At 53.3% G+C, this 22,089-nt stretch carries 18 protein-coding genes and 2 tRNA genes; 11 read left to right on the top strand and 9 right to left on the bottom strand.

The window, feature by feature from the left end:
• Nucleotides 1-55: 55 nt before the first annotated feature.
• From P2W74_RS21865 to rpoC, 11 genes are all read left to right on the top strand, one after another.
• Nucleotides 56-130, top strand: a tRNA-Gly gene (locus tag P2W74_RS21865).
• A 6-nt stretch (nucleotides 131-136) separates the two neighbouring features.
• Nucleotides 137-212, top strand: a tRNA-Thr gene (locus P2W74_RS21860).
• 117 nt (nucleotides 213-329) lie between these two features.
• Nucleotides 330-1,514: an elongation factor Tu gene (gene tuf / locus P2W74_RS21855; RefSeq protein ID WP_276293209.1), complete on the top strand. Its 1,185-nt coding sequence runs from the start codon at nucleotides 330-332 to the stop codon at nucleotides 1,512-1,514.
• 229 nt (nucleotides 1,515-1,743) lie between these two features.
• The gene (secE, locus tag P2W74_RS21850; protein ID WP_162379675.1) at nucleotides 1,744-2,127 is read left to right on the top strand and encodes a preprotein translocase subunit SecE; all 384 of its coding nucleotides are present in this window, start codon (nucleotides 1,744-1,746) and stop codon (nucleotides 2,125-2,127) included.
• A 1-nt stretch (nucleotide 2,128) separates the two neighbouring features.
• A complete protein-coding gene (gene nusG / locus P2W74_RS21845) occupies nucleotides 2,129-2,674 on the top strand; it encodes a transcription termination/antitermination protein NusG (RefSeq protein WP_002438628.1) in 546 nt (181 codons plus the stop codon).
• 156 nt (nucleotides 2,675-2,830) lie between these two features.
• Nucleotides 2,831-3,259, top strand: coding sequence for a 50S ribosomal protein L11 (gene rplK, locus P2W74_RS21840; RefSeq protein ID WP_003033122.1), 429 nt, complete (start codon nucleotides 2,831-2,833; stop codon nucleotides 3,257-3,259).
• A gap of 3 nt (nucleotides 3,260-3,262) precedes the next feature.
• Nucleotides 3,263-3,970: a 50S ribosomal protein L1 gene (rplA, locus tag P2W74_RS21835; protein ID WP_213135426.1), complete on the top strand. Its 708-nt coding sequence runs from the start codon at nucleotides 3,263-3,265 to the stop codon at nucleotides 3,968-3,970.
• A gap of 295 nt (nucleotides 3,971-4,265) precedes the next feature.
• Entirely contained in the window at nucleotides 4,266-4,763 is a 498-nt protein-coding gene (gene rplJ / locus P2W74_RS21830; protein WP_007704673.1) for a 50S ribosomal protein L10, read from the top strand.
• Between the two features lie 66 nt (nucleotides 4,764-4,829).
• Nucleotides 4,830-5,195, top strand: a complete 366-nt coding sequence (rplL, locus tag P2W74_RS21825) for a 50S ribosomal protein L7/L12 (protein WP_162379677.1) — start codon at nucleotides 4,830-4,832, stop codon at nucleotides 5,193-5,195.
• Nucleotides 5,196-5,514: 319 nt separating this feature from the next.
• Complete coding sequence (gene rpoB / locus P2W74_RS21820) at nucleotides 5,515-9,543, top strand: DNA-directed RNA polymerase subunit beta (RefSeq protein ID WP_203359346.1); 4,029 nt, start codon at nucleotides 5,515-5,517, stop codon at nucleotides 9,541-9,543.
• A 76-nt stretch (nucleotides 9,544-9,619) separates the two neighbouring features.
• Entirely contained in the window at nucleotides 9,620-13,843 is a 4,224-nt protein-coding gene (gene rpoC, locus P2W74_RS21815; RefSeq protein WP_276293208.1) for a DNA-directed RNA polymerase subunit beta', read from the top strand.
• Between the two features lie 115 nt (nucleotides 13,844-13,958).
• On the opposite strand, the gene P2W74_RS21810 is transcribed toward rpoC, so the two are convergent.
• From P2W74_RS21810 to thiC, 9 genes are all read right to left on the bottom strand, one after another.
• On the bottom strand, nucleotides 13,959-14,276 hold the full coding sequence (locus tag P2W74_RS21810; protein WP_061075636.1) for a PTS lactose/cellobiose transporter subunit IIA: 318 nt from the start codon (nucleotides 14,274-14,276) through the stop codon (nucleotides 13,959-13,961).
• Between the two features lie 4 nt (nucleotides 14,277-14,280).
• Nucleotides 14,281-14,586: a PTS sugar transporter subunit IIB gene (locus P2W74_RS21805; protein WP_271445733.1), complete on the bottom strand. Its 306-nt coding sequence runs from the start codon at nucleotides 14,584-14,586 to the stop codon at nucleotides 14,281-14,283.
• Between the two features lie 181 nt (nucleotides 14,587-14,767).
• On the bottom strand, nucleotides 14,768-16,309 hold the full coding sequence (locus P2W74_RS21800) for a sensor domain-containing diguanylate cyclase (RefSeq protein WP_276293207.1): 1,542 nt from the start codon (nucleotides 16,307-16,309) through the stop codon (nucleotides 14,768-14,770).
• Nucleotides 16,310-16,651: 342 nt separating this feature from the next.
• Nucleotides 16,652-17,785, bottom strand: a complete 1,134-nt coding sequence (thiH, locus tag P2W74_RS21795; RefSeq protein WP_276293206.1) for a 2-iminoacetate synthase ThiH — start codon at nucleotides 17,783-17,785, stop codon at nucleotides 16,652-16,654.
• On the bottom strand, nucleotides 17,782-18,552 hold the full coding sequence (gene thiG / locus P2W74_RS21790; RefSeq protein WP_276293205.1) for a thiazole synthase: 771 nt from the start codon (nucleotides 18,550-18,552) through the stop codon (nucleotides 17,782-17,784). Before thiG ends, thiH begins: the two co-directional genes overlap by 4 nt.
• A gap of 1 nt (nucleotide 18,553) precedes the next feature.
• Nucleotides 18,554-18,754, bottom strand: coding sequence for a sulfur carrier protein ThiS (gene thiS, locus P2W74_RS21785; protein ID WP_276293204.1), 201 nt, complete (start codon nucleotides 18,752-18,754; stop codon nucleotides 18,554-18,556).
• Nucleotides 18,738-19,493 (bottom strand): thiazole biosynthesis adenylyltransferase ThiF, encoded by a 756-nt coding sequence (thiF, locus tag P2W74_RS21780; RefSeq protein WP_276293203.1) that lies wholly within the window; start codon nucleotides 19,491-19,493, stop codon nucleotides 18,738-18,740. The genes thiS and thiF overlap by 17 nt, the downstream gene beginning before the upstream one ends.
• A complete protein-coding gene (gene thiE, locus P2W74_RS21775; RefSeq protein ID WP_276293202.1) occupies nucleotides 19,486-20,121 on the bottom strand; it encodes a thiamine phosphate synthase in 636 nt (211 codons plus the stop codon). Before thiE ends, thiF begins: the two co-directional genes overlap by 8 nt.
• Nucleotides 20,121-22,016 (bottom strand): phosphomethylpyrimidine synthase ThiC, encoded by a 1,896-nt coding sequence (gene thiC, locus P2W74_RS21770; protein ID WP_276293201.1) that lies wholly within the window; start codon nucleotides 22,014-22,016, stop codon nucleotides 20,121-20,123. The genes thiE and thiC overlap by 1 nt, the downstream gene beginning before the upstream one ends.
• Nucleotides 22,017-22,089 lie beyond the last annotated feature (73 nt).

The following is a 22,089-nucleotide window of genomic DNA, read 5'->3' as shown; positions in this document are numbered from 1 at the left end:
AAGAGAGCAATCTCTTTTTTGTTACAGAAAGAACTGGGTAGCCGAGTTTCAGGATGCGGGCATCGTATAATGGCTATTACCTCAGCCTTCCAAGCTGATGATGCGGGTTCGATTCCCGCTGCCCGCTCCAAGACGTGCTGATATGGCTCAGTTGGTAGAGCGCACCCTTGGTAAGGGTGAGGTCCCCAGTTCGACTCTGGGTATCAGCACCACTTCACTTCTCCTTCCCGTTTCTCTCTGTTTACGTTAAAAGCATTCAACAGTTCAGGCATATCGCCTGGTTGATGTGGTGATATCACCGATTTATCCGTGTCTTAGAGGGACAATCGATGTCTAAAGAAAAGTTTGAACGTACAAAACCGCACGTTAACGTCGGTACTATCGGCCACGTTGACCATGGTAAAACAACGCTGACCGCTGCCATCACTACCGTACTGGCTAAAACCTACGGCGGTGCTGCTCGCGCATTCGACCAGATCGATAACGCACCGGAAGAAAAAGCTCGTGGTATCACCATCAACACGTCTCACGTTGAATATGACACCCCGACTCGCCACTACGCACACGTAGACTGCCCGGGCCACGCCGACTATGTTAAAAACATGATCACTGGTGCTGCGCAGATGGACGGCGCGATCCTGGTTGTTGCTGCGACTGACGGCCCGATGCCGCAGACTCGTGAGCACATCCTGCTGGGTCGTCAGGTAGGCGTTCCGTACATCATCGTGTTCCTGAACAAATGCGACATGGTTGATGACGAAGAGCTGCTGGAACTGGTAGAAATGGAAGTTCGTGAACTTCTGTCTCAGTACGATTTCCCGGGCGACGACACTCCGATCGTTCGTGGTTCTGCTCTGAAAGCGCTGGAAGGCGAAGCAGAGTGGGAAGCGAAAATCATCGAACTGGCTGGCTTCCTGGATTCTTACATCCCAGAACCAGAGCGTGCGATTGACAAGCCGTTCCTGCTGCCTATCGAAGACGTATTCTCCATCTCCGGTCGTGGTACCGTTGTTACCGGTCGTGTAGAGCGCGGTATCGTCAAAGTGGGCGAAGAAGTTGAAATCGTTGGTATCAAAGAGACTGCCAAGTCTACCTGTACTGGCGTTGAAATGTTCCGCAAACTGCTGGACGAAGGCCGTGCTGGTGAGAACGTTGGTGTTCTGCTGCGTGGTATCAAACGTGAAGAAATCGAACGTGGTCAGGTACTGGCTAAGCCGGGTACCATCAAGCCGCACACCCAGTTCGAATCTGAAGTTTATATCCTGTCCAAAGATGAAGGCGGCCGTCATACTCCGTTCTTCAAAGGCTACCGTCCGCAGTTCTACTTCCGTACTACTGACGTGACTGGCACCATCGAACTGCCGGAAGGCGTAGAGATGGTAATGCCGGGCGACAACATCAAAATGGTTGTTACCCTGATTCACCCGATCGCGATGGACGACGGTCTGCGTTTCGCAATCCGTGAAGGCGGCCGTACTGTAGGCGCGGGCGTTGTTGCTAAAGTTATCGCTTAATCGCTGATAACATTTGACGCAATGCGCAATAAAAGGGCATCATTTGATGCCCTTTTTGCACGCTTTCGAACCAGAACCTGGCTCATCAGTGATTTTTTTTGTCATAATCATTGCTGAGACAGGCTCTGAAGAGGGCGTTTAGTCCGAAACTCATCAGAGCATTTCGGTTTGGATTGCCTCGCTTACGCGGGGTGAAAATGTTTGTAGAATACTTCTGACAGGTTGGTTTATGAGTGCGAATACCGAAGCTCAAGGAAGCGGGCGTGGCCTGGAAGCGATGAAGTGGGTGGCTGTAGCCCTATTGCTGCTTGTGGCTATCGTTGGCAACTACCTCTATCGTGACATGATGCTGCCGCTGCGTGCGCTGGCCGTAGTGATTCTGATTGCGGCAGCGGGTGGTGTTGCGCTGTTGACGACAAAAGGTAAAGCGACGGTTGCTTTTGCCCGTGAAGCGCGTACTGAAGTCCGTAAGGTCATTTGGCCGACTCGCCAGGAAACATTGCACACCACACTGATTGTGGCTGCGGTTACTGCAGTAATGTCACTAATCCTGTGGGGACTGGATGGTATTCTGGTCCGCCTGGTATCCTTTATCACTGGCCTGAGGTTCTGAGATGTCTGAAGCTCCTAAAAAGCGCTGGTACGTCGTTCAGGCGTTTTCCGGTTTTGAAGGCCGCGTAGCGACGTCGCTGCGTGAGCATATCAAATTACACAATATGGAAGAGTTGTTTGGTGAAGTCATGGTGCCGACCGAAGAAGTGGTCGAAATCCGTGGTGGCCAGCGTCGCAAAAGCGAGCGCAAATTCTTCCCGGGCTACGTACTGGTCCAGATGGTAATGAACGACGCAAGCTGGCACCTGGTGCGCAGCGTACCGCGTGTGATGGGCTTCATCGGTGGTACTTCCGACCGTCCGGCGCCAATCAGCGACAAAGAAGTTGATGCAATTATGAACCGCCTGCAGCAGGTGGGTGATAAGCCGCGTCCGAAAACGCTGTTTGAACCGGGTGAGATGGTTCGTGTTAGCGATGGTCCGTTTGCTGACTTTAACGGCGTGGTTGAAGAAGTCGACTACGAGAAGTCCCGCCTGAAAGTTTCCGTTTCTATCTTCGGTCGTGCGACCCCGGTAGAACTGGACTTTGCTCAGGTAGAAAAAGCGTAACACGTCGATCAAAAAAGCGGCGATTTAATCGTTGCACAAGGCGCGATATTGGAATACAATTTCGCGCCTTTTGTTTTTATGGGCCCAGCCCGTAAAGACGATATTTATCACGGGGAGCCTCCTTGAGGCGCTATAACCCAATTAGAGGATTTTAGAATGGCTAAGAAAGTACAAGCCTATGTCAAGCTGCAGGTTGCAGCTGGTATGGCTAACCCGAGTCCGCCGGTAGGTCCAGCACTGGGTCAACAAGGCGTGAACATCATGGAATTCTGTAAAGCGTTCAACGCAAAAACTGATTCCATGGAAAAAGGTCTGCCAATCCCGGTTGTTATTACCGTTTACGCTGACCGTTCTTTCACTTTCGTTACCAAAACGCCTCCGGCAGCAGTACTGCTGAAGAAAGCGGCTGGTATCAAGTCTGGTTCCGGCAAGCCGAACAAAGACAAAGTGGGTAAAATTTCCCGCGCTCAGTTGCAGGAAATCGCGCAGACCAAAGCTGCCGACATGACTGGTTCCGACATTGAAGCGATGACTCGCTCCATTGAAGGTACTGCACGTTCCATGGGCCTGGTAGTGGAGGACTAAGAAATGGCTAAACTGACCAAGCGTATGCGCGTGATCCGTGACAAAGTTGATGCAACTAAACAGTACGACATCAACGAAGCTATTGCTCTGCTGAAAGAGCTGGCCACTGCTAAATTCGTAGAAAGCGTAGACGTTGCTGTTAACCTCGGCATCGACGCTCGTAAATCTGACCAGAACGTACGTGGTGCAACTGTACTGCCGCACGGTACTGGCCGTTCCGTTCGCGTAGCCGTATTTACCCAGGGTGCAAACGCTGAAGCTGCTAAAGCTGCAGGTGCTGAACTGGTAGGTATGGAAGATCTGGCTGACCAGATCAAGAAAGGCGAAATGAACTTTGACGTTGTTATTGCTTCCCCGGATGCAATGCGCGTTGTTGGCCAGCTGGGTCAGGTTCTGGGTCCGCGCGGCCTGATGCCAAACCCGAAAGTCGGTACTGTAACCCCTAACGTTGCTGAAGCGGTTAAGAACGCTAAAGCAGGTCAGGTTCGTTACCGTAACGACAAAAACGGCATCATCCACACCACCATCGGTAAAGTGGATTTTGACGCTGACAAACTGAAAGAAAACCTGGAATCTCTGCTGGTTGCGCTGAAAAAAGCGAAGCCGACTCAGGCAAAAGGCGTGTACATCAAGAAAGTTAGCCTCTCCACCACCATGGGTGCTGGCGTTGCCGTTGATCAGTCCGGTCTGACTGCGACTGTGGCGAACTAATATTCGCCTTTACGTGGGCGGTGGATTTGTCTACAATTCTACCCCCACGTTTGTTAACGAAAGTTAGCAGATAAAAAGATTTGTTCGTTGGAGCCTGGCCTAATCCAGGCCTCCGTCGAAGACCGCAGGTGTTTCGTAAGAAGCTTAATGCCCTGCGTAGACGGTGACAGAACGCTAAGATTATTTTTGATACTCTGGCTTGTTTCTGCTCACCGTATTTAGACGCTCTGTCCGTTGGGAAGAGTGAAGTGAGTTCCGGAACATGAGTTCCGGCAAACATCCAGGAGCAAAGCTAATGGCTTTAAATCTTCAAGACAAACAAGCGATTGTTGCTGAAGTCAGCGAAGTAGCCAAAGGCGCGCTGTCTGCAGTAGTTGCGGATTCCCGTGGCGTAACTGTAGACAAAATGACTGAACTGCGTAAAGCAGGTCGCGAAGCCGGCGTATACATGCGTGTTGTTCGTAACACCCTGCTGCGCCGTGTTGTTGAAGGTACTCAGTTTGAGTGCCTGAAAGACGCGTTCGTTGGTCCGACCCTGATTGCATATTCTATGGAACACCCGGGCGCAGCTGCTCGTCTGTTCAAAGATTTCGCGAAAGCGAATGCAAAATTTGAGGTCAAAGCCGCAGCCTTTGAAGGTGAATTGATCCCGGCATCGCAAATCGATCGCCTGGCAACTCTGCCGACCTACGAAGAAGCAATTGCACGCCTGATGGCAACCATGAAAGAAGCTTCGGCTGGCAAACTGGTTCGCACTCTGGCTGCTGTTCGCGATGCGAAAGAAGCTGCTTAATCGCAGTTATCTTTATCAAGCATCTGCTTACGTATAAACTTATTCTGATTTTCAGGAACAATTTAAATGTCTATCACTAAAGATCAAATCATTGAAGCAGTATCCGCTATGTCTGTAATGGACGTTGTAGAACTGATTTCTGCAATGGAAGAAAAATTCGGTGTTTCCGCTGCTGCTGCTGTAGCTGTAGCTGCTGGCCCGGCTGAAGTTGCTGAAGAAAAAACTGAATTCGACGTAATTCTGAAAGCTGCTGGCGCTAACAAAGTTGCTGTTATCAAAGCAGTACGTAGCGCAACTGGCCTGGGTCTGAAAGAAGCTAAAGACCTGGTAGAATCTGCTCCGGCCGCTCTGAAAGAAGGCGTGAGCAAAGATGACGCAGAAGCACTGAAAAAATCTCTGGAAGAAGCTGGCGCTGAAGTTGAAGTTAAATAAGCCAACTTTTCTGGTTGCAGCCTGAGAAATCAGGCTGATGGCTGGTGACTTTTTAGTCACCAGCCTTTTTGCGCTGTAAGGCGCCAGTAGCATTTCACACTGTTTGACTACTGTTGTGCCTTTCAATGCTTGTTTCTATCGACGACTTAATATACTGCGACAGGGTGCTCGCTCTGTGTAAATCGCAACGAAATGGTTTAAGCGTGATAGCAACAGGCATTGCGGAAAGTATTCAATTTTCCGATCAACAAAATAGTGTTGCACAAACTGTCCCTTCGTCGGACAGATGGGTCGACTTGTCAGCGAGCTGAGGAACCCTATGGTTTACTCCTATACCGAGAAAAAACGTATTCGTAAGGATTTTGGTAAACGTCCACAAGTTCTGGACATACCTTATCTCCTTTCTATCCAGCTTGACTCGTTTCAGAAGTTTATCGAGCAAGATCCTGAAGGGCAGTATGGTCTGGAAGCAGCCTTCCGTTCCGTGTTCCCGATTCAGAGCTACAGCGGTAATTCCGAGCTGCAATACGTCAGCTACCGCCTTGGCGAACCGGTGTTTGACGTTCAGGAATGTCAGATCCGTGGCGTGACCTATTCCGCACCGCTGCGCGTCAAACTACGTCTGGTGATCTACGAGCGCGAAGCGCCGGAAGGCACCGTAAAAGACATTAAAGAACAAGAAGTCTACATGGGTGAAATTCCGCTCATGACTGACAACGGTACCTTTGTAATCAACGGTACTGAGCGTGTTATCGTTTCTCAGTTGCACCGTAGTCCGGGCGTCTTCTTTGACTCCGACAAAGGTAAAACCCACTCTTCGGGTAAAGTACTGTATAACGCGCGTATCATCCCTTACCGTGGTTCCTGGCTGGACTTCGAATTCGATCCGAAGGACAACCTGTTCGTACGTATCGACCGTCGCCGCAAACTGCCTGCGACCATTATTCTGCGTGCGCTGAACTACACCACTGAGCAGATCCTTGACCTGTTCTTTGAGAAAGTTGTTTTCGAAATTCGTGACAACAAGCTGCAGATGGAACTGGTGCCGGAACGCCTGCGTGGCGAAACCGCATCTTTTGACATCGAAGCTAACGGCAAAGTGTACGTCGAAAAAGGCCGCCGCATTACTGCGCGCCACATTCGCCAACTGGAAAAAGACGATATCAAACATATCGAAGTTCCGGTTGAGTACATTGCTGGCAAAGTGGCGTCTAAAGATTACGTTGACGAATCTACTGGCGAGCTGATCTGCGCCGCGAACATGGAGCTGAGCCTGGATCTGCTGGCTAAGCTGAGCCAGTCCGGCCACAAACGTATCGAAACGCTGTTCACCAACGATCTGGACCACGGTCCGTACATCTCTGAGACTGTACGCGTCGACCCAACTAACGATCGTCTGAGCGCGCTGGTAGAAATCTACCGCATGATGCGCCCGGGTGAACCGCCGACTCGTGAAGCGGCTGAAAGCCTGTTTGAGAATCTGTTCTTCTCCGAAGACCGCTATGACCTGTCTGCGGTTGGTCGTATGAAGTTCAACCGTTCTCTGCTGCGCGACGAAATCGAAGGTTCCGGTATCCTGAGCAAAGACGACATCATTGAAGTGATGAAGAAGCTCATCGATATCCGTAACGGTAAAGGCGAAGTCGATGATATCGACCACCTCGGCAACCGTCGTATCCGTTCCGTCGGCGAAATGGCGGAAAACCAGTTCCGCGTTGGCCTGGTACGTGTAGAGCGTGCGGTGAAAGAGCGTCTGTCTCTGGGCGATCTGGATACCCTGATGCCTCAGGATATGATCAACGCCAAACCGATTTCTGCCGCAGTGAAAGAGTTCTTCGGTTCCAGCCAGCTGTCTCAGTTTATGGACCAGAACAACCCGCTGTCTGAGATTACGCACAAACGTCGTATCTCCGCACTCGGCCCAGGCGGTCTGACCCGTGAACGCGCAGGCTTTGAAGTTCGAGACGTACACCCGACTCACTACGGTCGCGTATGTCCAATCGAAACGCCTGAAGGTCCGAACATCGGTCTGATCAACTCCCTGTCCGTGTATGCACAGACTAACGAATATGGCTTCCTTGAGACGCCGTACCGTCGTGTTGTTGATGGCGTGGTGACTGACGAAATTCATTACCTGTCTGCTATTGAAGAAGGCAACTTCGTTATCGCTCAGGCGAACTCCAACCTGGATGACGAAGGGCACTTTGTAGAAGATCTGGTTACCTGCCGTAGCAAAGGCGAATCCAGCTTGTTCAGCCGCGACCAGGTTGACTACATGGACGTATCCACTCAACAGGTGGTATCCGTCGGTGCGTCCCTGATCCCGTTCCTGGAACACGATGACGCCAACCGTGCATTGATGGGTGCGAACATGCAACGTCAGGCGGTTCCGACTCTGCGCGCTGATAAGCCGCTGGTTGGTACCGGTATGGAACGTGCTGTTGCCGTTGACTCCGGTGTTACTGCGGTGGCTAAACGTGGCGGTACCGTTCAGTACGTGGATGCTTCCCGTATCGTTATCAAAGTTAACGAAGACGAGATGTACCCGGGCGAAGCAGGTATCGACATCTATAACCTGACCAAATACACCCGTTCTAACCAGAACACCTGTATCAACCAGATGCCGTGTGTGTCTCTGGGTGAGCCGGTTGAACGTGGTGATGTGCTGGCAGACGGCCCGTCCACTGACCTCGGTGAACTGGCGCTCGGTCAGAACATGCGCGTGGCGTTCATGCCATGGAACGGTTACAACTTCGAAGACTCCATCCTCGTTTCCGAGCGTGTTGTTCAGGAAGACCGTTTCACCACTATCCACATTCAGGAACTGGCATGTGTGTCCCGTGACACCAAGCTGGGGCCAGAAGAGATCACCGCTGACATCCCGAACGTGGGTGAAGCTGCGCTCTCCAAACTGGATGAATCCGGTATCGTTTATATTGGCGCAGAAGTGACCGGTGGCGACATTCTGGTAGGTAAAGTAACGCCGAAAGGTGAAACTCAGCTGACCCCGGAAGAGAAACTGCTGCGTGCGATCTTCGGTGAGAAAGCGTCTGACGTTAAAGACTCTTCTCTGCGCGTACCAAACGGTGTTTCCGGTACGATTATCGACGTTCAGGTCTTTACTCGCGATGGCGTAGAAAAAGACAAACGTGCGCTGGAAATCGAAGAAATGCAGCTGAAGCAGGCGAAGAAAGACCTGTCTGAAGAACTGCAGATTCTCGAAGCTGGCCTCTTTAGCCGTATCTATGCGGTGCTGGTTGCCGGTGGCGTTGAAGCTGAGAAGCTCGACAAACTGCCTCGCGATCGCTGGCTGGAACTCGGCCTGACCGACGAAGAGAAACAAAATCAGCTGGAACAGCTGGCTGAACAGTACGACGAGCTGAAGCACGAGTTCGAGAAGAAACTCGAAGCGAAACGCCGCAAAATCACTCAGGGCGACGATCTGGCACCGGGCGTGCTGAAGATTGTTAAGGTTTATCTGGCGGTTAAACGTCGGATCCAACCTGGTGATAAGATGGCGGGTCGTCACGGTAACAAGGGTGTTATTTCTAAGATCAACCCGATCGAAGATATGCCTTACGATGAAAACGGCACGCCGGTAGACATCGTACTGAACCCGCTGGGCGTACCGTCTCGTATGAACATCGGTCAGATTCTGGAAACCCACCTGGGTATGGCTGCGAAAGGCATTGGCGATAAGATCAACGCCATGCTGAAACAGCAGCAAGAAGTCGCGAAACTGCGCGAGTTCATCCAGCGTGCGTACGATCTGGGCTCTGACGTTCGTCAGAAAGTTGACCTGAACACCTTCAGCGATGATGAAGTTCTGCGTCTGGCTGAAAACCTGAAAAAAGGTATGCCGATCGCAACGCCGGTCTTCGACGGTGCGAAAGAGTCTGAAATCAAGGAACTGTTACAGCTGGGTGGCCTGCCGACTTCCGGTCAGATCACACTGTTCGACGGTCGTACCGGTGAGCAATTCGAGCGCCAGGTTACCGTTGGCTACATGTACATGCTGAAACTGAACCACCTGGTTGATGACAAGATGCATGCGCGTTCTACCGGTTCTTACAGCCTGGTTACTCAGCAGCCGCTGGGTGGTAAGGCGCAGTTCGGTGGTCAGCGCTTCGGGGAGATGGAAGTGTGGGCGCTGGAAGCATATGGCGCGGCATACACCCTGCAGGAAATGCTCACCGTTAAGTCTGATGACGTGAACGGTCGTACCAAGATGTATAAGAACATCGTGGACGGCAACCATCAGATGGAGCCGGGCATGCCAGAATCCTTCAACGTACTGTTGAAAGAGATTCGTTCGCTGGGTATCAACATCGAGCTGGAAGACGAGTAACTCTCGCTCAAACAGGTCACTGGTGCTGGCGTAACAGCCAGCACCAGATTGTGCTAACTCCGACGGGAGCAAATCCGTGAAAGACTTATTAAAGTTTCTGAAAGCGCAAACTAAAACCGAAGAGTTTGATGCGATCAAAATTGCTCTGGCCTCGCCAGACATGATCCGTTCATGGTCTTTTGGTGAAGTTAAGAAGCCGGAAACCATTAACTACCGTACGTTCAAGCCTGAGCGTGACGGCCTTTTCTGCGCCCGTATCTTTGGGCCAGTAAAAGACTACGAGTGCCTGTGCGGTAAGTACAAGCGCCTGAAACACCGTGGTGTGATCTGTGAGAAGTGCGGCGTTGAAGTGACCCAGACTAAAGTACGCCGTGAGCGTATGGGCCACATCGAACTGGCGTCTCCAACTGCGCACATCTGGTTCCTGAAATCTCTGCCGTCCCGTATCGGCCTGCTGCTCGATATGCCGCTGCGCGATATCGAACGCGTACTGTACTTCGAATCCTATGTGGTTATCGAAGGCGGTATGACTAACCTGGAACGCCAGCAGATCCTGACTGAAGAACAGTATCTGGATGCGCTGGAAGAGTTCGGTGACGAATTCGACGCGAAGATGGGTGCGGAAGCTATTCAGGCCCTGCTGAAGAGCATGGATCTGGAGCAAGAGTGTGAAACTCTGCGTGAAGAGCTGAACGAAACCAACTCTGAAACCAAGCGTAAGAAGCTGACCAAGCGTATCAAACTGCTGGAAGCGTTCGTTCAGTCTGGCAACAAGCCGGAGTGGATGATCCTGACCGTTCTGCCGGTTCTGCCGCCAGATCTGCGTCCGCTGGTTCCGCTGGATGGTGGTCGTTTCGCAACGTCGGATCTGAACGATCTGTATCGTCGCGTTATCAACCGTAACAACCGTCTGAAACGTCTGTTGGATCTGGCTGCGCCGGACATCATCGTACGTAACGAAAAACGTATGCTGCAGGAAGCGGTTGACGCCCTGCTGGATAACGGTCGTCGCGGTCGTGCGATCACCGGTTCTAACAAACGTCCTCTGAAATCTTTGGCCGACATGATCAAAGGTAAACAGGGTCGTTTCCGTCAGAACCTGCTCGGTAAGCGTGTTGACTACTCCGGTCGTTCTGTTATCACCGTAGGTCCATACCTGCGTCTGCATCAGTGCGGTCTGCCGAAGAAAATGGCACTGGAACTGTTCAAACCGTTCATCTACGGCAAGCTGGAACTGCGTGGCCTCGCCACCACCATCAAAGCCGCTAAGAAAATGGTTGAGCGTGAAGAAGCTGTCGTTTGGGATATCCTGGACGAAGTTATCCGCGAACACCCGGTACTGCTGAACCGTGCACCAACACTGCACCGTCTGGGTATCCAGGCATTTGAACCGGTACTGATCGAAGGTAAAGCTATCCAGCTGCACCCGCTGGTTTGTGCGGCATATAACGCCGACTTCGATGGTGACCAGATGGCTGTTCACGTACCGCTGACGCTGGAAGCCCAGCTCGAAGCGCGTGCGCTGATGATGTCTACCAACAACATCCTGTCACCTGCGAACGGCGAACCTATCATCGTTCCGTCTCAGGACGTTGTATTGGGTCTGTACTACATGACCCGTGACTGTGTTAACGCCAAAGGCGAAGGCATGGTGCTGACTGGCCCGAAAGAAGCTGAGCGTATTTATCGCGCTGGCCTGGCCTCTCTGCATGCGCGCGTTAAAGTGCGTATCACTGAATACGAAAAAGATGAAAACGGCGAATTCGTCGCGGTTACCAGCATTAAAGACACGACCGTTGGCCGTGCCATTCTGTGGATGATCGTACCGAAAGGTCTGCCTTTCTCCATCGTCAACCAGGCGCTGGGTAAGAAAGCTATCTCCAAAATGCTGAACACCTGTTACCGCATTCTGGGCCTGAAGCCGACCGTTATCTTCGCTGACCAGACCATGTACACCGGCTTTGCTTATGCAGCGCGTTCAGGTGCATCTGTTGGTATTGATGACATGGTCATCCCAGAGAAGAAACACGAGATCATCTCTGAAGCGGAAGCTGAAGTTGCTGAGATCCAGGAGCAGTTCCAGTCTGGTCTGGTAACCGCGGGCGAACGCTATAACAAAGTTATCGATATCTGGGCTGCGGCGAACGATCGTGTATCCAAAGCGATGATGGACAACCTGCAAACTGAAACCGTTATTAACCGTGACGGCGTAGAAGAGCAGCAGGTGTCTTTCAACAGCATCTACATGATGGCCGACTCCGGTGCGCGTGGTTCTGCAGCACAGATTCGTCAGCTGGCTGGTATGCGTGGTCTGATGGCGAAGCCAGATGGCTCCATCATCGAAACGCCAATCACCGCGAACTTCCGTGAAGGTCTGAACGTACTCCAGTACTTCATCTCCACGCACGGTGCGCGTAAAGGTCTGGCGGATACCGCACTGAAAACAGCGAACTCCGGTTATCTGACTCGTCGTCTGGTTGACGTCGCGCAGGATCTGGTTGTGACCGAAGACGATTGTGGCACGCTGGAAGGCATCACCATGACCCCGGTTATCGAGGGTGGTGACGTTAAAGAGCCGCTGCGCGATCGCGTTCTGGGTCGTGTGACTGCAGAAGACGTGCTGAAGCCGGGTACGGCAGACATTCTGGTTCCACGCAACACGCTGCTGCACGAACAGTGGTGTGACCTGCTGGAAGCGAACTCTGTTGACTCCGTCAAGGTACGTTCCGTTGTATCTTGTGACACCGACTTTGGTGTATGTGCGCACTGCTATGGTCGTGACCTGGCGCGTGGCCACATCATCAACAAAGGTGAAGCCATCGGCGTTATCGCGGCACAGTCCATCGGTGAGCCGGGTACACAGCTGACGATGCGTACGTTCCACATTGGTGGTGCGGCATCTCGTGCGGCTGCTGAATCCAGCATCCAGGTGAAAAATAAAGGTAGCATCCGTCTGAGCAACGCGAAGTCGGTTGTGAACTCCAGTGGTAAACTGGTTATCACCTCCCGTAACACCGAACTGAAACTGATCGACGAATTCGGCCGTACCAAAGAAAGCTATAAAGTGCCTTACGGCTCTGTTATGGCGAAAGGTGATGGCGAACAGGTTGCCGGCGGCGAAACCGTTGCAAACTGGGATCCGCACACCATGCCGGTTATCACCGAAGTGAGTGGTTTCATCCGCTTCACTGACATGATCGACGGCCAGACCATTACTCGTCAGACCGACGAGCTGACCGGTCTGTCTTCTCTGGTGGTTCTGGATTCTGCAGAGCGTACTGCGGGTGGTAAAGACCTGCGTCCGGCACTGAAAATTGTTGATGCTCAGGGCAACGACGTTCTGATCCCAGGCACCGATATGCCTGCTCAGTACTTCCTGCCGGGTAAAGCGATTGTTCAGCTGGAAGATGGCGTACAGATCAGTTCTGGTGACACCCTGGCGCGTGTACCGCAGGAATCCGGCGGTACCAAGGACATCACCGGTGGTCTGCCGCGCGTTGCGGACTTGTTCGAAGCACGTCGTCCGAAAGAGCCGGCAATCCTGGCGGAAATCAGCGGTATCATTTCCTTCGGTAAAGAAACCAAAGGGAAGCGTCGTCTGGTGATCACTCCGTTAGACGGCAGCGATCCGTACGAGGAGATGATTCCGAAATGGCGTCAGCTCAACGTGTTCGAAGGTGAACGTGTAGAACGTGGTGATGTGGTTTCCGACGGTCCGGAAGCACCGCATGACATCCTGCGTCTTCGTGGCGTACACGCGGTAACGCGTTACATCACCAACGAAGTACAGGACGTATACCGTCTGCAAGGCGTTAAGATTAACGATAAACACATTGAAGTTATCGTTCGTCAGATGCTGCGTAAAGCGACCATCGAAAGTGCAGGTAGCTCCGACTTCCTGGAAGGCGAGCAGGTTGAATACTCCCGCGTCAAGATCGCTAACCGCGATCTGGAAGCGAACGGCAAAGTTGCGGCAACGTATTCCCGCGACCTGCTGGGTATCACCAAAGCGTCTCTGGCAACCGAGTCCTTCATCTCTGCAGCATCGTTCCAGGAGACCACGCGTGTCCTGACCGAAGCAGCTGTGGCGGGCAAACGCGACGAACTGCGCGGTCTGAAAGAGAACGTCATCGTGGGTCGTCTGATCCCGGCGGGTACCGGTTATGCGTACCACCAGGATCGTATGCGCCGCCGTGCCGCTGGCGAAATGCCTGCAGCGCCGCAGGTGACTGCTGAAGATGCGACTGCCAGCCTGGCAGAGCTGCTGAACGCAGGCCTGGGTGGGTCTGACAACGATTAATCGTTGATGACCATAATAAAAAACCCGCTTCGGCGGGTTTTTTTTTGCCCTCGGGCATGCCGTTTGTAGGCCGGATAAGTCGCTTGTGACGCCATCCGGCAAAACATGATGCGTATTAATTTACCGGCGGCAATCGACGATAAAGTTCGATCATATCTCCCGCCAGATCCTGAATCACCATGGCGTTCATCAAATGGTCCTGGGAGTGAACGGTGATGAGATTCACCGGTAATTTGCCCGTACCTTCGTCAATACCGATAAGCTGCGTCTGGATTTTATGCGCCAGTTTGACGTAATCGCGTGACTCTTCCATTGCCTGCTCTGCGCCCGCAAAATCGCCTTTACGTGCCAGTTGTAGTGCTGTCAGCGCCTGGCTGCGCGCGGCGCCTGCATTCACCAGTAGCTCCATGATGATAGTTTCTAACTCTTCCATGTCCTTACTCCATAAGCTTGAGGGCTTTCTCCAGCACGACATCACCTTTCATCATGCCGTAATCCATCATATCGATCACCGCGACTTTCTTCCCTAATGGGTCGGCAAGCGCCTGAAGCTTCGCCTGCTCATACTTCACCTGTGGACCAAGCAGGACAATATCCGCCGCGGCAATATTCTCTTTGAATTCAGCAACAGGAACAGCCTTGATATTGACCTCAACGCCTTTTTTTTGCGCAGCGTCTTTCATTCGTTGTACCAACATACTGGTGGACATTCCGGCAGCACAGCATAAAACGATATTCTTCATAATGGGCTCTCACAATTTCCCTGGTCATTCATCTTTAGTCCCTGACAGGGGAGAGGACAACTGTCTTAAAGTGAATGTGTGTAAAGCATCACAAAGATACGCCATAAAAAATGAAACCGGTTACGGTAAGGCAGGACGCATCAAAAAGGCCCGTCGTGACGGGCCTGGTGCTTGAGAATATTTACAGATGAGGAATTGGCAGGATACGGTTTTTCCCCTGTTGTTTGGCGCGATAGAGCGCTTCATCGGCACTGATGATTAACTGCTCCAGCGATTCCATATTCCACTCTTTCATACCCGCGCTGAAGGTGACGACCAGATTCTCTTCGCGCCAGGTTCTCTGCTCGACGATCGTGCGCCATTGTTCAAGCAACGTAAAAGCTTCTTTAGCATGATCGCCTGCAAAGAGAACGGCAAATTCTTCACCGCCATAACGGTAAAGCGAAACAGAACGGGGCTGCATCACCTGAATGCCTTCGCGGGCTACGTTACGCAGAACAATGTCGCCGCTCAGATGTCCCCAGGTGTCGTTGATAGATTTAAAATTATCAATGTCCACCAGCGCCAGGGTGAAGGGTTGGTGATCGTTCATCAGCACGGCAATGTCACTGTCGAACGCGCGACGGTTTTTGCAGCCAGTCAGTGCGTCAATCGTCGCCTGGCGGACATAGGCCATCTCACGCTCTTTATTTAACTCGATGGCCTTACTGAGCATGGCTTCCAGTCGGGGCGCCCGATTCACATCCCCTGTCTTGATGGCGTTGATGATGTTCATCAATACCGTTCGGGAGGTATGCCGCAGATAAAGCCCAAACAGCACGACCATCATGGCTGCCAGCGCGAATCCCCAGGACACAATATTGGTTTCGTGGCGAGTGAGATCCATCAGCATGGTGTCAGAGACCCGGTAAACGACAAACCAGTCTGGATTCGTAAAAGAGTAATAGTAGTACCAGACATTACTTTCTGAATCTAAAACATACCCTTCACCACTGGTCATCTTGTCCATCATCTTTTCACTGACATACTGTTTAAATAACGCGCCAGTATCCGGATGCAACACAACTTTCCCATCACGGTCAGCGACAAAAAATTCACCCTGAACAGGGGCAACCATCTGACGCAGGGTATAACTCATTGACGTGAGATCAAGGTGAAACGCGACACTGCCTTTCAGTTTGCCTTCGGGCGAAATGACCGGCTTGTAGATGGCCACCGTTGGGTAATGGGTGAAGTAGTCCATGTGAGGATTTGTATAGTGGCTGAATGTACTGGCTTTTGCCTGGTGTACAAACCATGGACGCGTTTTTGCATCAAATGCTTTGCTATTTTCATCGGTTAACACTTCCGGGGCTCGCAGGTAATTGCCCTCGGTATCCGCCAGCGAAATGGAAGAGACGGTTGGCATCAGCGTCTGTAACTGCATTAGCAACCTCAGACCTTCCTCTGGGTTGATATTCACCGTTTCATTGAGCTTGTCCTCACGAGAAAAAAAGGTTGCCGCACGCGCGAGGATATAGTCGTTTTCGCGCAGCAACGTCTCCGTATAGTTAACCGCAAGGTTATGCGTGAAGTTGCGGTTAATGTTGTGGTAATCCTCCAGGAAATCTTTTCGCTGCGTGAAGGTGATGAAAATTGCGATCAGAATGAAACTGAGCAAAATCCCCCCGAAACTCACTAACATGGGGGTCGTGAAGGAAAGTTTTCTATTGTGACGTGCCATTGGCTGTGAGTCATCCCTGAAGGTGTAAGTCCTGAAAAGGTGAGTAAAGCCGACAACAGAGTTCCGCACATCAGGACAGAATGTATGCAATTATAACTGTGGGGATATAGCTAAAGATGATTTATCTTAATAACAAATAAGATTGTCTCTGCTTATGGCGTAAAGAGAATTTTGTGCTACACAGCGGTTTGAGGGCAGGGCGAAAATGAGGAAGAAAAATTCCGCCCTGGTCAGCTTCCGTTGCTGACATCGACAACATAAAAAAACGGGAGTCTGAACGCTATCTCCCGTTTTTCACATTACGTATTGTCTCGTAAACTATTCAGCCGATTACAATCTGATTCACCGCGCTTGCGAGGCACGCCCCAGGTAGCTGTCCCAGTCTTTCCAGACCGGCTGTAATCCTTGCGCTGCCAGCGCCCCGGCAACATCTTCAGGACGCCGGGCGTCGTACGGGGAAAACTGCTCCAGTTCAGGGTGATCATCAGCATAACCGCCAGGTTGTGTCTTCGAAAACGCGCTGACATTGTTAATCGCCAGGGGGATAACGTGATCGCGAAACCACGGCGATTCACGCGTAGAGAGCGACAGTTCGATCTCCGGAGCAAGCAGGCGAAATGCGCAGATGGTTTGTACCAGTTGACGCTCATCCATGATGGACGCGGGCTCAATCCCTCCCGTGCACGGACGCAGACGCGGGAAAGAGATTGAGTAGCGGCTCTGCCAGTACTGTTTCTGCATCCAGAGCAGATGCTCAGCCACCATATAACAATCAACCCGCCAACTGTCAGACAGACCAATCAGCGAACCCAGCCCGATTTTATCGATCCCCGCACGACCCAGCCTGTCTGGCGTTTCCAGCCGCCAGAAGAAGTCCTGCTTTTTCCCTTTTAGATGGTGCTGTGCGTACATCGCCTGATGGTAGGTTTCCTGATAGACCATTACGCCATCCAGTCCCAGGGTTTTGAGCTCGGCGTACTCTGCCTCTGACAGCGGTTGTACTTCCATCTGTAAAGAGGCGAACTGGCGGCGGATGGCCGGCAGATGGCGGCGAAAGTAGTCCATGCCTACTTTCGCCTGATGCTCTCCGGTTACCAGCAGCAGGTGCTCAAATCCCAGGGCACGAATGGCTTCACATTCACGGGAAATCTCATTGTCATCCAGCGTTTTGCGCTTGATGCGATTGCTCATCGAAAAGCCGCAATAGGTGCAGTCATTGGCACAAAGGTTGGAAAGATAGAGCGGGACGTAAAAACTGACCGTATTGCCAAACCGCTGGCGGGTGAGGCGTTGCGCCCGTTGTGCCAGCGGCTCCAGGTACGCACTTGCAGCAGGAGAGAGCAGCGCCATCATGTCATCGCGACTCAGTTGCGTGGCGTTCAACGCCCGTTCGACGTCAGCAGCCGTTTTGCTGTTGATGCGCAGGTGGATATCGTCCCAGTCCAACTCGCGCCAGCGGTCGGTGAACGTCTTCATGCCGATGTCTCCAGGAATCCGGTTAACGGGCTGGTGGGGTGAGCATGTGCGCTACGTCTTCCCGGTACGGCCTGACGCGCCAGAATGCCCGCTTCCACCGCCAAACGGAAGGCCTTCGCCATCATCACCGGATCGTCAGCCACCGCAATCGCCGTGTTCACCAGCACGGCGTCGGCACCCAATTCCAGGGCCTGTGTGGCGTGGCTAGGGACACCGATCCCCGCATCGACGACGACCGGCACGGTTGACTGCTGGATAATAATCTCCAGCATGGCGCGGGTTTCCAGCCCCTGATTTGAACCAATCGGCGCACCGAGTGGCATCACGGCGGCACAGCCGACCTCTTCAAGACGTTTGCACAGCACCGGGTCGGCCCCGCAGTAGGGCAACACCACAAAACCTTGCTTGACCAGCGCCTCGGCGGCTTTCAGTGTTTCTATCGGGTCTGGTAGCAACCAGCGCGCGTCGGGGTGAATTTCCAGTTTCAGCCAGTGAGTGCCCAGCGCTTCCCGCGCTAATTGCGCGGCAAAGATGGCCTCTTCCGCCGTTTTGGCGCCAGAGGTATTGGGCAACAGCGTGACGCCCGCTTCGATGAGCGGTGCCAGAATAGCGTCGTTGTGCTGACGCAAGTCAACGCGCTTCATCGCCAGCGTCACAAGCTCGCTGCCGGAGGCACGAATCGCCTCTGCCATTAAGGATGAAGAGGCGAATTTCCCGGTCCCCGTGAACAGATGTGAGTCGAACGTTTTATCTGCAATACGTAACATATCAGCCCCCGGCAATAACCTGAAAAAGCAGGATCTGATCACCGTCCTGCACGATTTGCTGTTCCCACTGTTCGCGCGGCAGGATCTGTTGATTCAGCGCCAGCGCGGCACCAGGCTTGAGTTGGTCGAGCTGATTCAGCAGGTCGGTAACAGACATTCCCCCGGCGCACTGCATCGGCTGATCATTAAACTGAATCTGCATGTTGCCCTCCGCATACCGGGCAGCCGCTGGCGCGTCGTAACGCCAGGCTGCGCCACTGGCTGGTTTTGGCGTCAAACAGACGCAGTTTACCCGTGAGCGTTTCCATGCCGTTCAGGAGTTTAATGGCCTCCAGCGCCTGCAATGTGCCCATCACGCCGACCACTGGCCCAACGATGCCTGCGGTACGGCAGTTGCGTTCCGGTTCTTCGTCGTCCGGCCACAGGCAGCGATAACAACCCTGCTCCCAGGGGGGTGTCAGAACCATCAATTGACCGCCAAAACCAACGGCGCTGGCGGTAATCAGTGGAGTATTGAGCGCGACGCAGGCGGCGTTGATCTGCTGGCGGGTGGCCATGTTATCGGTACAATCCAGCACCACATCAGCATTTGCTACCGCGTGTCGAAGCGCATCGCCGGTGAGCCGTTGCTGTAACGCCACCAGTTCAATATCCGGGTTGAGGCGCGCCAGCCTCTGCTTCGTGACGTGCGATTTTGGGCGGGCGATATCATCGGTGGTGAAGAGGATTTGCCGTTGCAGGTTGCTCAGATGCACATCGTCATCGTCAGCCAGAACCAACGTGCCGATGCCCGCACCCGCAAGATAGAGCGCGGCGGGCGAGCCTAATCCGCCTAAACCGATGACCAGCGCGTGGCTTGCGAGCAGCTTTTGCTGCCCTTCAATCGCGATATCGCCAAGCATGATCTGGCGGCTGTAGCGCATAAAGTCACGATCATTCATCGCCAGCTCCTGCGATCTCCAGCAACTGCGCGGTGGCAGCACGCCAGTCTGCTGCCTGCGTAATCGCGCTGACGACGGCAATACTGCCGACACCGGTAGCCAGTACCGCAGGCGCGCGCTCAAGGCTAATCCCGCCGATGGCGACGGCAGGATAATCAGCCAGACGTTCAATATGGCGTGCCAGCTGTTCCAGCCCTTGCGGGGCGGAGGGCATCTGTTTGGTTTGTGTTGGGAAGACATGCCCCAGCGCGATATACGAAGGACGCGCGGCCAGCGCCACGTCAATTTCCATATCATCATGGGTCGAGACGCCAAGGCGCAGCCCTGCCGCCTGAATCGCCTTCAGATCGGTGGTTTCGAGATCTTCCTGACCCAGATGGACACCGTACGCGTTGTGCTTGATCGCCAGTCGCCAGTAGTCGTTGATGAACAACCGGGCGTCAAAACGACGCCCCAGCGTAATCGCGGCGATAACGTCCGCTTCGACGTCTTCATCGCGCTTATCTTTAATCCGCAGTTGAATCGTGCGCACGCCCGCCTCCAGCAGGCGTTCAATCCAGAGTACGCTGTCCACCACCGGATAAAGTCCGAGACGGAAAGGGACAGTTGGGAAATCAGGCTGGTACATCAGGCTTCCTCCCGCTTCAGATAGATTTCATCGCCTTTGGCACGGAAGTTCTCCGACATGTCTGCCATGCCCACTTCAATGGTTTGTGCGGCGGCGTAGTCGCGAACTTCCTGGCTGATTTTCATCGAGCAGAACTTCGGCCCACACATTGAGCAGAAGTGGGCGACTTTGCCCGATTCCTGCGGCAGCGTTTCATCGTGGTACGCGCGGGCGGTGAACGGGTCGAGGGCCAGATTAAACTGGTCTTCCCAACGGAATTCAAAACGCGCTTTCGACATGGCGTTATCGCGGATTTGTGCGCCCGGATGGCCCTTTGCCAGGTCGGCGGCGTGCGCGGCGATTTTGTAGGTAATCAGCCCCTGTTTCACGTCTTCTTTGTTTGGCAGGCCGAGGTGCTCTTTCGGGGTGACGTAGCAGAGCATCGCGCAGCCAAACCAGCCAATCATCGCCGCGCCAATCCCGGAAGTGAAATGGTCATAACCCGGTGCGATATCAGTGGTCAATGGGCCTAAGGTGTAGAACGGCGCTTCATGACAGTGCTCCAGTTCCTCGGTCATGTTGCGGCGGATCATCTGCATCGGGACATGCCCTGGGCCTTCGATCATCACCTGCACGTCATATTCCCAGGCGGTTTTGGTCAGTTCACCGAGGGTGTGCAGTTCGGCAAACTGCGCTTCGTCGTTGGCATCCTGAATTGAGCCAGGACGCAGGCCATCGCCGAGAGAGAGCGCAACGTCGTAGGCGGCGCAGATTTCGCAAATCTCGCGGAAGTGCTCGTAGAGGAAGTTTTCCTGATGATGGGACAGGCACCATTTCGCCATAATCGAACCGCCGCGCGAGACAATCCCGGTCAGCCGTTTAGCGGTCATCGGCACGTAGCGCAGCAGCACGCCTGCGTGGATGGTGAAGTAATCCACCCCCTGTTCCGCCTGTTCCAGCAGCGTATCGCGGAAGGCTTTCCAGGTCAGATCCTCGGCGATCCCGTTGACCTTCTCCAGCGCCTGGTAGATCGGCACAGTACCGATCGGCACCGGGCTGTTACGCAGGATCCACTCGCGGGTTTCGTGGATATAGCGGCCCGTTGAAAGGTCCATCACCGTATCTGCCCCCCAGCGGGTGGACCAGACCAGTTTTTCGACTTCTTCTTCGATGGAAGACGTGACCGCCGAATTGCCGATATTGGCGTTTACTTTGACCAGGAAGTTGCGGCCGATAATCATCGGCTCAGATTCCGGATGGTTAATGTTCGCAGGAATAATCGCGCGTCCGGCGGCCACTTCATCACGGACAAACTCCGGGGTGATGTTTTCCGGCAGGCGTGCGCCAAAGCCTTCGCCTGGATGCTGGTGGCGTAACACCTCACTGCGAATGCGCTCGCGCCCCATGTTTTCACGGATAGCGATGAACTCCATCTCCGGCGTGACGATACCCTGGCGCGCATAATGCAATTGCGTGACGCATTTTCCGGTTTTGGCACGTTTCGGCGTTAACAGGCCGCTAAAACGCAGTTCATCGAGGCCGTCATCGGCCAGACGCTCTTTGGTATAGGCAGAGCTGCGGTCGGTCAGTGCTTCGCTATCGGCGCGGGCGTCAATCCACGGTTGACGCAGTTTTGCCAGACCCTGTTCAACATTAATCGCGATATCAGGATCGCCATACGGGCCCGAGGTGTCATACACCGGAATGGCTTCGTTTTCTTCGTATTGTGGATGGTCTTTTGTGCCGCCGGTTAACGTCGGACTAAGCTGGATTTCGCGCATTGGGATGCGGATATCCGACTGCGAGCCGGTGATATAGATCCGTCTGGAGTTCGGAAAGGCGGTGCCTTCCAGCGTATTGATGAAGTGTTGGGCGTGTTCGCGTTGCTGGCGACGGGTTAATTTTGTTGCAGACATAGCTCATTCCAAAAAAGTAAGGACATGGCTTGTCAGACGACGGATGAAGCAAGAGAGACGATCGCCGCAATGG

Origin of the sequence: Citrobacter enshiensis (genome assembly GCF_029338175.1) — a bacterium.
GTDB lineage: Bacteria > Pseudomonadota > Gammaproteobacteria > Enterobacterales > Enterobacteriaceae > Citrobacter_D > Citrobacter_D enshiensis.
Note: the sequence above shows the minus strand (reverse complement) of the source record. Positions and strands in the feature narration are given on the sequence as shown.